This window comes from Mucilaginibacter roseus (assembly GCF_021215455.1).
GTDB classification, from domain to species: domain Bacteria; phylum Bacteroidota; class Bacteroidia; order Sphingobacteriales; family Sphingobacteriaceae; genus Mucilaginibacter; species Mucilaginibacter roseus.
Window position 1 is genome coordinate 651726 of sequence record NZ_JAJPWV010000002.1, and the last position, 13422, is coordinate 665147.

At 46.8% G+C, this 13422-nt stretch carries 6 protein-coding genes; all 6 read right to left on the minus strand.

Annotation, left to right across the window (positions count from 1 at the left end):
- Positions 1 to 43: 43 nt before the first annotated feature.
- The 6 genes from sov to LT679_RS07775 all read right to left on the minus strand — a co-directional run bounded on the left by sov (position 44) and on the right by LT679_RS07775 (position 13386).
- Complete coding sequence (sov, locus tag LT679_RS07750) at positions 44 to 7063, minus strand: T9SS outer membrane translocon Sov/SprA (RefSeq protein WP_232176889.1); 7020 nt, start codon at positions 7061 to 7063, stop codon at positions 44 to 46.
- 147 nt (positions 7064 to 7210) lie between these two features.
- Positions 7211 to 7792, minus strand: a complete 582-nt coding sequence (gene ruvA / locus LT679_RS07755; protein ID WP_232176890.1) for a Holliday junction branch migration protein RuvA — start codon at positions 7790 to 7792, stop codon at positions 7211 to 7213.
- On the minus strand, positions 7793 to 10096 hold the full coding sequence (locus tag LT679_RS07760) for an NADP-dependent malic enzyme (protein WP_232177164.1): 2304 nt from the start codon (positions 10094 to 10096) through the stop codon (positions 7793 to 7795). It abuts the gene before it with no gap.
- Positions 10097 to 10190: 94 nt separating this feature from the next.
- Complete coding sequence (locus LT679_RS07765) at positions 10191 to 11597, minus strand: lytic transglycosylase domain-containing protein (protein WP_232176891.1); 1407 nt, start codon at positions 11595 to 11597, stop codon at positions 10191 to 10193.
- Positions 11598 to 11663: 66 nt separating this feature from the next.
- Positions 11664 to 13085 carry an Asp-tRNA(Asn)/Glu-tRNA(Gln) amidotransferase subunit GatA gene (gatA, locus tag LT679_RS07770; protein WP_232176892.1) on the minus strand — a complete coding sequence of 474 codons (1422 nt, stop codon included), beginning with the start codon at positions 13083 to 13085 and terminating at the stop codon, positions 11664 to 11666.
- A gap of 100 nt (positions 13086 to 13185) precedes the next feature.
- Complete coding sequence (locus LT679_RS07775; RefSeq protein ID WP_232176893.1) at positions 13186 to 13386, minus strand: Sec-independent protein translocase subunit TatA/TatB; 201 nt, start codon at positions 13384 to 13386, stop codon at positions 13186 to 13188.
- Positions 13387 to 13422 lie beyond the last annotated feature (36 nt).

A 13422-nucleotide genomic window follows, 5' to 3' on the forward strand; every position in this document is an offset into this window, starting at 1 on the left:
AACTATGGCAGTGCTGTTCAGCAAAATCTCAATTTATGGCTCGTTATTGTAACAACAACTTTAAATTGATACCAAAATTGGTAAAGGAAGTGTTAAAGCTTTGCGAGGTATAAGGGCGGGTGATATTTGAATCGTAAAAAATATTCAGGTTAAAGCGTTGATTGATCACATAATCAATAGCCGGGCGTATGGTGATATTTTGCGCGCCTGATGATACCTCTGCCGACTGCACATCGGCGCGATAGATGAGCGTTTTATTATCGCGCAGAGCAACATCAAGCTTAAAGTTCACATCATTATTACTCCGCGAGTTGCCGAACAAACCGAACGGAAATTTAAATTTAGTGGTACGATAACCGAAGCCCAGCACCACAATGTTTTCATTCAGCTGCGCCAATTGGCTATTGAGCAAGCTCAAACTAAGCGTACGGCTTTTGCGGTATTCAAAGTTAGCCGTCATGCTGTTTTTAAAGCGTACATCCATACCTACCAGCGGTACAAACTGCTCAAATATGGTTACTTGTGAAAACTGGTAGAAAGGCAAAAAGTCGGCATCTATATCCCTTGATGCTACTGCGCCGTTCTGCTCCTGGTATTGCAGCAGCGTAGTATAGCCGTTTACGTTGTATGATGAACGATAACCGTGCCGCAGGTCGAACGAGTCGAACACATCCGAAAGCAGCGGCACACGGCTTAAACCACTGTAATTGATCTGCCAGTTGGGTATTGGGGTTGATGGGAACGGGTTAAGGTTATAATTTGAAGCATTCTTACCGGTATAAGCCGCCAGGAAAGAAGTTACCAATACATCCTGCGAGTTTGGTCCGTAACCATCAGCATAGCCGCCCGTAACGCCTGCGGAGTTAGGGTTAGCCTGCCCCAAACGCTGAGACACTACCGAACGGTTTTGTAAAAATTGCTGGAATACGCTCGACACGTTATCAATACCGCTGGTACCTTTAAATGCTGTAGCCAGCGACAGGAACGATACGCTATAGCTACCCGTGGTAACCGGGCTTAGCTCCTCAAATTGGCTGGTTGATTGCTGGAACTTATAGTTGGTTTGAAAATTCCGATCCCTGGTTCGGAAAGCGATCAGTTCAATACGAAGATCCTTTATCGGCTCAATGGTGCCCTTTAACCTGATGTCTTCATTAAAAGTTTTCACGTAAAGCTGATTTTGCAGCGAGTCGGTAGATAGCCATCCGTTGGCAACTGCCTTAGCCCTTATATCGGCCTGGCTGCCCAGCACAAAAGCCAGTCCCGGCGCGCCGTAACCCAGATCCTGCCCGAAGACATCTGTAATCGGCATATAGCCGGGTAAAAATGTGCCCTCGGTACGGGTTAGGGTACCGCTCAAACTTTTCAGACTTGTAAGCAATCCTATCCAAAAGTTACCCTTGTTATTCGGGTTATTGGCCTTGCGTATAAATGGAAACTTGTTGTACAGGCTCACAAAGTTCAGCGTTGGGTTAAGCTGTACGGTACGCGCGTTCTGTATACTGTTACCTACCTGTAATTGCGGGTCGCGCAAAGAAAACTCCGGTTGCGATTGCCAGTTAAAGTGCGTACTGTAACGTAATATGGCCGATGTCCAGTTGAGGCCCGGTATTTTGCTTATTGGCGTGGTGTAGTTAAAGTTGAGTGTATGGCTGTAGTTGGTGGTACGCCCCAGGCTTTTCAGGTTCTCCCATAAAGTGTCACGCTTAAGGCCGTTGATACGCCCGGCAGGTTCATCCACTACCGAGAGGTTGGTAGCATCAATATCCATCTGTAATGATTTGGATATGTTCCAGCCGATACCATATACACGGGTGATGTTAAAGTTTTTATTAAAGGTAGTCGGGATGGTGGTTGATGGTATGGCGATGCCATTCAGCGGATCGTTATTCAAGCGTAGCGTATTCTCCGAGTAAAACCTGTCGAAATTGATACTGAAGTTTAACCTTGACGGCAGCAAACTAAAGTTAATATCCCGAAACAGCGCCAGCAGGTTGCTTTTAATGCGCTTCTCAAACGGTGCATAGTACTTGGGCTGATTACTGTAATTATAAGCCAGGCCAAACCTGTAAGTTTTTTGCAGATCGAGCTCGGTTACGTAATCATGATGCTGGTATTCGGTATAAGCATAACTCACGCTAAAATTCTCAATATCCCAAACGTGTACCGGCGCCGATGGGTTGGTGCGTGCCTTATGCACATTGGTAAAGTTAAAACTTTTACGAACGGTATAATTTTCGGACACTTTGCGTATCGAGTCGCGCTGCTGTTCGCTTTTGGCAGCGGCCAGCCTGTCCTTCAGCTCAACGTCACCCAAAGCCGGGTCAAATTGCGGCGTACCTTTTTGGGTAGATACATTGATGTATGCCGGTATGCGTATGCCGCTTTTTTGCGGAAATAACTTGCCCAGCTCGGCGTTGGCCGCTACATCAAGCAACTGGTTATCGCTGCGGCTGCGCTCACTCACCCGCGAATCCAACGCGCCAAAGCCTACGGTACTTTTACTGCCCGATACGGTTACATCGGCAAAATCAGCCAGCTTGGCGTTAAAGCGCACGGCTGCCGCCCATCCCCCACGCTGGTCAAAATCGGTCAGGCGCAATTCATCATACCACAGGGTGGCCGTTTTATCCAGGCCATCATCATTATCATTAGTTTTAAACGGATTGCGTACACCCAGCATAATGGTGCGCAGGCGGCTCAAATCAGGCTGGCCTTTGATGAGTACCTTTTTGCCGTTTTCTACATAAGTGTAAATAGCGTTAAGCGGCACACCGGCATTATTACGCGCCAGCTTGGCACGGGTAAGCAAAGCCAGCTCCAGGTCAATCTGATTTTGCTCTGGCCATATCGCACCAGGATCGCGGGTGCCGGGATGGGTAATTTTAAGCGGCACCTCGTACTCGTAATAGTTATCCTGGTAATCCACCCCTAAACGGATAAATGCGCTGATATCATTATCCCTCAACTGGTCGCCCTCGGCATGCACAAAGGCTTGTAGTTTTTTATAGGAGCGCAGATCATTGTAAAAAGTTTTAAACGCCGCTTTTGAGTAACCATCCCGCAAACGGTCGACATGTAAGGATAGCGACTGCTCGTTAAGCAGCGTATTAGTTTTTAAGTTATTATAATTGCGCTGACGGTTAATGCCCGGCGGTACCACATAAGGTATCGGCGTGCGGTTACCGTTCTCTTCCAGGTTAACGGCCTGTACATCAATAATCCGGTTATCGAGCGTTGGGTTGGCAATCCCGGGATCGGCAATAATATTCAGCGGATTATTCTCGCGGTTAAAAGCGCGCCACTCGCCGCGTACCAGTTGCAGCGTGGCAAAGCGCATCACCGCGGTATCGGCAAAATTGGTAAGGAACATGCGCATAAAGCGGATGGCCTTAAAATCCTGAATGTTGCCTACGGCCTGCTCATACTCGTTAATCGGTATACGGAATTGGTACCACGTTACCGACTGTGTGTTTCCGTCAACTAATTTTACCTGCGAGGTTACTTTATCGGTTATAAAATTCTGGCCAACCAGCATATCTGCCGGGCGTAATGATACCCGGTACTGGAAGTACTCATCCGTTTGGCTCATATTGTTATCGCGGTTGATATCCTCCCCATCAGGCAATGGCGTTGATGCGGATGTACTTACGCCCAGTTCGCTTTGTGATTGCTCGGTAGTTTTGGAGTTACCCTCGGTACCATTGAATTTGATATACCGATCCATAATAGGTACTGATGCCTGGTTAAGCTCCGGCCCCTGGTAGTACTGAAAATTATCTGACGATGGATCGGCCGAATACTGGTTGGCGGCCTGAGCACTTAGCTGGCCGTTGATCTGCTGCACCACAGGGGCAAACTTGTTCCGCTCATCGCCATCATTCAATCCATCCAAACCCACGTCCTGGCGGGCGCGCACGGCGGGGTCGGTATCAAAAGCGTTAATTACAGGTTGCAGGCGTGTTACACGTCCCCATACGGTTTCGTCAACCTTACTGAAATCATTATCTACAGGCAAGCCATTCTCCAAACTCTTACGGCCATCCTTTAAAATATCCTCTGAGATACTGCCGAGGTTAAAATATAAATCACCACCAGGTGAGTTGGGTTTATAGATAAACGGATCGAGCATCCAAAATTCTATATACCCAACGTTTAGCGATTCAAAATCGTTAGTTTCCAGCTTGCGGAAGATACCGCCCCAGCGCGAACGCGGGTTTTGCAGCGTACCATCGTTATTAATACCTGTTGTTGTGTAATTGTACTGCCCGCGCAGGTTAGGATAAAATGCAAGATTAAAGGTTGGCAACAGCAACGGCTGCCCGGTAACCGATTGCCGGTATGGGAACACCTCTGTCTCCAACACCTGCCTTACGTAGTGGTTCGATAGTTCGGCACGGGAAACGTTTAGCGTACCGGCGCTGTTGTAAAATATCGGGTCGATGTTGTAAAACGCCAGCCTTGCACGGTTATAGCCATAACGCAGATCATCGGTAAGTGCCGATTCATCAAACAGCTGCGGCGTGCCTGATATCTGCCAGTTGATATAGCTCTTCACATCAATTACCGACTTACTGTTCTCAAAATCATCCAGGTACGATGTACCGTTTTTTGATCCCGCGTAGGTAAGCGCGCCTGGGGTACCGGGCATCAGCTGCGCGAATTCGCCGCTTACGTTGAACGACGATTCTTCTTTGGTATTGATGAACGGAATTTTATCCACCCAGCGCGTAAGCAAACGCGACTTGGACGAATAATTACCATCAAAACCCCAAATAGTATTAGAAATAGACTCCGACCCAACCGCCTCATTTTGCGAAATAGGCTGCTCGCTAAGGTGCATCATGGTAGCACCCAAAACCAGTTTCTCGCTGGCAAAATAATCTAACCGGGTACCAAACAAAGTTTTTTGCTGTACTCCGAATAACTCGTTATTTTCCAGCTTTATATTAATCGGCTGCCCTGATGATAGCAAAGCCTGATTAATCATCCGTAAACGGCCGGAGCTGTAGTCAACCGTATAATCCGTACCCTCGGTAAGCACCAGCGTACCTGCCGTTACCACTACCGAGCCTTGCGGAATATTAGTAGCATTAAGCAAATACTCCGCCCCACCCTGCGAGCTGTAAGTTCCTTTAATAACATACCGGTTAAGCTGCGGAAAGTATTGCTGCGCAATGGCTTTGGTTGAATCATATAACGGTTGATAAACGTAACGCCGGGAAATATCTGTTTCGCCTGGTAGTATTTTAGCGGCCAGGTCGCTACCAAATGGCTCAACCTGCGGAAACATAATGCGCCCCTGCTGCGAATCAATGGTAACGCCCTCAATAAAGTCAAAATAACCATCCGGCTCACGGTCGTTCTGTATGTTCAGGTTATCAAGGCCGGTAATGCTCAGCCACAATTTTTGGTTCAGGTTCTGTCCCTCATCCGCCACATATTCTTCAACGCTGCTTTTGTCATCCAAACGGGCAACACGCAGCCTGAAGTCGGTTGGACTGATCTGAAAAGCGCCCAACGAGTAAATGTTCTTCATCATCAAATCCCACGACGGCAACCGGGGTTTAAGCAGTTCATTCTTTAACAACTTTACAAACAACACCCGCGGTGTGTTAGGATCAACCGATACATCGCTCGAAAACTCCCCCACCTGGTACGTTTGGCCGTTATAAGTGTATTGGTAAGCTACGGCCAGCACCTCATCGTTATTTAGCGGATAGTTAAGCGATATATAACCCAATTGCGAATGCAGGGTAAACTCCCGATCAGTTAGCTTACGGGCGTAGGTGAGCTTGGCGTAATTGTCTGTGTTACCGGTTCCGGAAAACAAGCTGTTTACTGCGTTAGAGTTGGTTTGCCTTGCTGCGGCGGGTAACTGACTTAGCAGGTTGTTTGATTGCTGCGGAAAGCCGGGCCCGGTAAAAGCCGCAGGCAAAGCTGATGTACCGCCTTGTACAACCGTTGTATTATATGGCCGGTTCTCACCCAAATCAAGGAAGGCCAAAATATCGCGTGAGTCGGTGGTATTATTAGTACGGTTGGTTGTCCAAACCTCTATTTTAGTTATGTTGATATTTGAGCTGATGAGCGGCAGGTTGCGCAACGCGTTGTTGTAATTACTGCGAAAGTACTGCGCCAAAAAGTAGTGCTTGTTAGCTTCGTAATCCGCAGCCGTTACTCTAAACTCGCCCTGCTGCTGCCCGTTGGTTATGGTAATGGTACGCGATTGCGATCGTTGCTGCGAAAAAATGCTGGTAACATCTAACCGCCCGAAACGAAGTTTGGTTTTAACTCCAAATAAGGCCTGGCTACCGGTAATCAACGAGGTATTAAGCGGCATGCTCACATTACCCGCCTCTATCTTTTGTATAATGTCATCCTCTCTACCTGTATAGTCCAGCTTAAACTGGTTATCAAATTGAAACTGGGCATCGGTATTATAATTAGTGGTGATCTTGAGCCTGTCGCCAATATTACCGGTAACGTTTAATTGTATGCGCTGGTCAAAATTGAAGTTGAACTGACTGCGCTGGCGCGAGTTAAATAACGGATTTTGGTTTTTGTTGATCTGCCCGGCCAGGATCATCTCTGCCGAACCCTGTGGCTTGATACTGATCTCGTTACTGCCAAATATTTTTTCAAAAGTTCGCCCACGCACTTTAATACGTGGCACAAAGCCTTCCTGCTGCGAATCATAAGCATACTGATCGGCAGATGAACGAAAGTTTTGACGGATGGATTCCTTTTGCGTAAGCCGCAAATATTCGGCAAAGCTGATATAACGCGGCGGGCGCAGCAGTAAATTGCCCACACGCTCAATAAGTACGTACTGGTTGCTTACCGGATCATACTCCACACTGCGGTCCAGGTTAGGCGGATCTGGCAGAAAATAACCCTCGCGCGACCTTTTTGTACGCGACTGCGGCGCCTTGATAGGAACACGCACTTTAGCGCTATCTCTTTTAACCGGTTTTTGCTGGGCAAATACGTTACCAAGTCCGCCTAAAAAGCAGCACAAAGCAACGCAAAGAAAAATTTTTCCGGTAAAAGTCCCTTTCAAAAGTAACGCTTAAATAATCGGTAATTTATACACTTTTTAAAACTCACTAAATAGCAATGCCCATAAAAAATGCTCAGGTTTAACTTTATTAAGGGAGAAAAGAAAAAACCGGTGCAAACTCTTCAATAACAAGCCTGCACCGGTTAATTATAAACTTTTTAAAGCAAACTTTATCAGCTGCTCTACAGTAAGTTCTTCGTTTGTACGTTTTAGTTCCTGGTCAATCACTTTTTCGGCAGCGTTACGTGCAAAACCCAGGGTTACCAGCGCCGTAAGGGCTTCGTCTTTCACTGTTTTGCTAACTACCACACGCGTTAATGTATCCGGGCCTTCTTTACGCAGCTTATCCTGTAATTCTAGCACAATACGTTGCGCCGATTTTGGCCCGATGCCTTTTATACGTTGAATAAGCGGAACATTACCATTAACAATGGCTGCCTGTATCTCATCCGGGGTGATGGACGACAGCATCATGCGCGCGGTGTTTGGCCCTATGCCTGATATAGATATTAAATGCAGAAACAAACGCCTTTCTCCTTCTTCAGCAAAACCATACAATGTATGGGCATCCTCTTTTACGTGCAGCCACGTAAAAAGTTTAACGCTTTCATGCTCCAGTTGTGAAAAAGTATGCAGCGAAATATTGATGTGATAACCCACACCGCCTGCTTCAACCACTACGAAAGCCGGGTTTTTAAAAGTGAGCTTTCCACTTATGTAAGCGTACATTTATTTGCGTTTTATTGAGGTTTGGGCGGCCGTTTTTTCTTTCTCCTGCGCGTCAATAACCGCAATGGTGATCATGTTCACAATCTCACGCACCGAGCTGCCTAATTGCAGCACGTGTACCGGCTTTTTCATACCCAGCAATATAGGGCCCACAGCCTCGGCGCCACCAAGCTCCTGCAGCAATTTATAAGCTATATTACCCGATTCAAGGTTAGGGAATATCAGTGTATTGGCCGGTTTACCGTTTAGGGTTGAGAACGGAAAATTATCTGCCAGCAGGTTTGCATTCAAGGCAAAATTGGCCTGTACATCGCCATCAACTATCATATCCGGATACCTTTGGTGCAGCATTTTCACTGCCTTACGGCTTTTTTCGGGCACATCACCATCATTTGAGCCAAAGTTAGAGTAGGACAGTAATGCCACCCTTGGCTCAACGCTAAACTGGCGTACGGTACGCTCAATCAGCACGGTAATATCAACCAGTTCCTCAACCGTTGGATCGACGTTCACCGTGGTATCACCAAAGAAGACCGGCCCTTTCGGTGTAATCATCAGGTACATACCGGCTACCCGGTTAACGCCGTCCATTATACCGATGATTTGTAACGCAGGCTTTATAGTAGTTGCATAATTTTTCGTCAGGCCGGAGATCAGCGCATCGGCTTCACCAAACTGTACCATGCAGGCACCGTAATAGTTACGGTCGGTTATAGCTTTGCGTGCCTCCAGCAAGGTTATACCACGGCGCTGGCGCTTTTTATAAAGATATTGGGCATATTCTTCAAACCGCTCGCATTTACCTTCGCGCGGATCGATGATCTGCACATCATCCAAATCAAGGTCGTTATCACGGATGATCTGTTTGATCTTCTCGGCGTTACCCAATAAAATAGGCTGGGCTACGCCATCGTCCTTCACAATCTGCGCGGCACGCAATATTTTGTAGGTATCGGCTTCGGCGAAAACTACGCGTTTAGGGTTTTGCTTGGCTTTGCTGGTAAGATTCCGCAGTACTTTATCATTGCCACCCAAGCGGTTACGTAATTCTTCGGCATAGGCATCCCAATCAGTTATTACTGCGCGGGCTACACCCGACTCAATAGCCGCTTTCGCCACCGCGGCAGATACTTCGGTGATCAAACGCTGATCCATTGGTTTAGGGATAATATAATCCTTACCAAACTTGAGGTTAGTTAAATTATAGGCCAGATTAACCTCTTCGGGCACAGGCTTTTTAGCCATTTCGGCAATAGCATGTACCGCGGCAATCTTCATTTCCTCATTAATAGCTGTTGCGCGAACATCAAGCGCGCCACGGAAGATGTATGGGAAACCCAAAACATTATTTACCTGGTTAGGAAAATCGCTACGGCCGGTAGCCATAATAATATCCTTACGGGCGGCAACAGCCAAATCATAATTGATCTCCGGCTCAGGGTTAGCCATAGCGAACACGATAGGGTTTTTAGCCATCGCCTTTAGCATATCCGGTGTTACCACATTACCTGCCGAAAGGCCCACAAAAACGTCAGCACCTTTCATGGCTTCGGCCAAAGTTTTAATATCTGTACGGTTGGTGGCAAACTCAAGGCGTATATCATCCAGATCAGTACGATCAGGGGTAAGCAAACCGTTGATGTCAAACATCACCAGGTTCTCTTTTTTTACACCTAATGAAAGATACATTTTAGAGCAGGAAATAGCCGCCGCTCCGGCGCCATTCACTACCATTTTTATCTTGTCGAGCTTTTTGCCCTGTATCTGGCAGGCATTCATCAACGCAGCACCGGATATTATAGCCGTGCCGTGCTGATCATCGTGCATCACCGGGATGTTCATCTCGGCTTTCAGCCTGCGTTCTATCTCAAAACAGGTGGGGGCTGATATATCCTCAAGGTTTACGCCGCCAAAGGTTGGCTCAAGCGCTTTTACTATATTAACAAAGTCATCAACCGATTTGGCGTTCAACTCCAAATCAAACACATCAATATCGGCATATATTTTAAACAGCAGGCCTTTACCCTCCATAACCGGCTTGCTGGCTTCAGGACCAATGTTTCCCAAACCCAATACAGCAGTCCCGTTGCTTATTACCGCTACCAGGTTACCCTTAGCAGTATACTTATAAACATCTTCGGTATTATCGGCTATACGCAAGCATGGCTCCGCTACTCCGGGCGAGTAAGCCATGGTTAAATCGCGCTGAGAATTGGTTGGTTTGGTTGGAACTACTTGAATCTTACCGGGACGGCCCTTGGCATGGTAATCCAGGGCATCCTGTTTACGGTTGGGTTTTTTCATCATCTCAAATTGAAGGTCAATGGGTCAAAATTACAATACTTTTAGCGAGCGCCGCAAGTATTATTTTGACCCATTGATAATGAGAGCCTTATATTTAAACGCCGCTTATCTTAAGCGTCATTCCGGGTTGTATGCGGCCTTTGCGCAGGCCGTTCAGCTCTTTTATTTTTTCAACTGAGGCACCTTCAAACTTAGCGGCAATCTCGCTAAGCGTATCGCCACGCTTTACTTTGTAGGTAACAAATTCCTTTATGTTTTTAGATGGCTTTACCGGGGCGGCCTGTTCAGGTGCAGTTAAACGCAACACCTGTCCAATTACGGCGCGATTGCTGCGCAAATTGTTCCATACCTTAATATCCTGCACCTCTACGCCATAACGGTCGGCAATGGCGCCTAAAGTTTCGCCACGGCGTACTTTGTGGCGGGTTGCTTTCACCGGTGCGGATTCAGCATCTTCACCGCCATCGTTGGTGGTGTTACTGGCGTAACGCACCCTTGCCGGGGCATTAAAGCCTGCGCCGTTCAAGGCCTCGTATAAAGCAGCATAATTTTCTTTTGCCGCTTGCGGTATTACCAAGCGGCGTGGTGCCTGCGCTGTACCATTTACAATTTGCTTTTTATAAGCAGGGTTAAGCAGGCAAAGTTCTTTCATATCAACATCAAGCACTTTGGCAATACCTTGTAGCGGTACAAACTTGTTTACCATCACCGTATCGGTTTTTATGGAGAAGTTGCAGGCTTGCGGTGTTATGTTGTGGTGTTTATAATAATTCATTACATAGGCCATGGCGATGAATGCGGGCACATAGCCACGCGTTTCGGCAGGCAGGTACGGGCGTATCGACCAAAAATCATTAGCTCCTGCTTTTTCAATGGCACGGGTTACCGCGCCCTTGCCGCAGTTATATGAGGCTATGGCCAGCAGCCAGTCGCCAAACTCCTGGTAGGCATCGCGCAGGTAAGCTGCCGCAGCGTAGCTGGCCTGTATCGGGTCTTTACGGTCGTCAACATAATTATCCATTGATAAGCCATACAGGCGCGCGGTAGCGAACATAAACTGCCATGGGCCGGTAGCGCCTACTCGCGACACGGCGTTAGGGTTAAGCTCTGACTCTACAATGGAAAGGAATTTTATTTCTTCGGGAACGCCCATATCACGAAAAGCCTTTTCGTAGATAGGGAAATAATATTGTGATTTGCCAATCACATCTGCCATCCCCCCTCTGCGGCGGGTATAGGCATCTATATAGCTTTGTACGTACTCGTTGTAATCAAGCTGTATATCTTTCTGAACAGAATCAAGGCGGCGCTTAAATATGCTGAACTCCTGGTTAGCGGGCGGAATTACCTGTGCGGCTATTGGCACAATAATGGTATCTCGTTGTTGATGATAGCCTGTTGATGCTATGCTTAAAAATTTATACCTGCCGGAGTCGAGTGAATTAGCTTTTACAAGCTGGATAGATAAAAAGCAGATAAAAAACGTAAATAATCTCTTCATTCGTTAGGGATTTTTATACGGTTAGTAAAGGCGCACAGTTGCACAATTTACTAAAGTATTAATTTTTTATAGCTTCAGGAAATATTCAGCGAAGTTGAATAGCTCCTGCTCAGCAAAATGCCTGGCTAACAATTGTAACCCTAACGGCAATCCTTTACTATTATTGCCTACGGGTAATGATATGGCCGGCACGCCAACCAGTGAGGCCTGCACCGTAAATATATCGGCCAAGTATGAACGTACCGGGTCTGTTTCGCCTTTACCTATCTCAAAAGCCGGTTCGGGCGCGGTAGGTACCAATAAAAAATCGTACTGATTAAGTATTTCTTCGGTTTTAGTGCGGATGAGCCTGCGCACCTTTTGCGCCTTGGCATAATAAGCATCGTAATAACCGGCGCTAAGCACAAACGTACCCAGCATAATGCGGCGTTTTACCTCTTTGCCAAAACCTTCGGATCGTGATTTTTTATAGGTGGATTGCAAATCGGTAGCTTCCGGACTGCGGTAGCCATAGTGCACCCCATCGTAACGCGCCAAGTTTGATGATGCTTCGGCTGTAGCCAAAATGTAATATGTTGGCACCAGGTAATCCAGGTATTCAAAACTGATAGGCTCAACCGTATGGCCTTCGGCACGCAGCTTGTCAATTGTATTTACCAGCGCGGCTTTAACCTCGGTGTCTACGCCCCGGCTTGATACAGCCTCCTGTAAGTATGCAATACGCTTCTTTGAAGCATCGGCAATTACCGGTGTAGCATTAACCGCCTGACGAGAAAGCGTACTATCATACTCATCGGCACCAGCCATTACCTCATACAACAAGGCGGCATCTTCAACCGAGCGGGTTATTGGCCCTACCTGGTCGAATGATGAAGCATACGCGATAATACCATGACGAGAGATACGGCCATAGGTAGGCTTAAAGCCTATCATACCACAAAATGATGCCGGCTGCCTCACCGAGCCACCCGTATCTGTGCCGATAGCGGCATGGCACATATTAGCCTGTACCGCCACTGCCGAACCGCCGGAGGAGCCACCCGAAACACGTGTAGTATCCGCAAAGTTTTGTACCGGCCCGTAGTATGAATTCTCGTTAGCGGCGCCCATGGCAAACTCGTCGCAATTGCAACGGCCTATAATCACCGCATCCTCAGCAAGCAACCGCTTAACTATGGTTGATGAGAATATGGAAGTAAAATCAGAAAGAATTTTTGAGGAAGCTGAAACTTTATGGCCTTCGTAACAAATGTTATCCTTTATGGCGATAACCATACCGGCCAATTTGCCGGCAGTACCCTGCTTTATACGCGCATCAACCTGTTTGGCTTGCGCGGCGGCTTCATCAGCAAACACCTCGTTAAAGGCGTTGAGGTGCGCGTAAGTGTTAATCTGATCAAGATACCCGGCAACAAGTTTTTCAACCGTTGCCTCTCCGCTTTTTAACTTACTTTTTATTTCAGTTAAAGAGGAATAGAAATTAGCCATGGGGCTAAAATAAAAAACTTATCCGTTGAATATACAATTATCAACAGATAAGTTTTAAATACCTTTTTCTCGCCATGTGGGCGAACAACTTAAGCAAACGTTACGAGTTAGCTTTGGTAGTGTTAGTATGCTCGTTGGTATGCGTAGCGGTAACATTGTCGTCAGATGGATTGTTGCTCGCATCTTTAAACTCTTTAACACCCTTGCCTAAACCTCGCATAAGTTCAGGAATTTTTTTACCCCCAAACAGCAACAAGATCACCACAACGATTACAATAATTTCCGGTGTTCCTAATCCCATGATCTCTAAATTTTATGTATGATTAAAATAATTCGT

Coding starts and splice junctions, on each gene's coding strand:
- ruvA (WP_232176890.1), bottom strand. CDS start 7,792: ATGTACGCTTACATAAGTGGAAAGCTCACTTTTAAAAACCCGGCTTTC.
- LT679_RS07760 (WP_232177164.1), bottom strand. CDS start 10,096: ATGAAAAAACCCAACCGTAAACAGGATGCCCTGGATTACCATGCCAAG.
- LT679_RS07765 (WP_232176891.1), bottom strand. CDS start 11,597: ATGAAGAGATTATTTACGTTTTTTATCTGCTTTTTATCTATCCAGCTT.
- gatA (WP_232176892.1), bottom strand. CDS start 13,085: ATGGCTAATTTCTATTCCTCTTTAACTGAAATAAAAAGTAAGTTAAAA.
- LT679_RS07775 (WP_232176893.1), bottom strand. CDS start 13,386: ATGGGATTAGGAACACCGGAAATTATTGTAATCGTTGTGGTGATCTTG.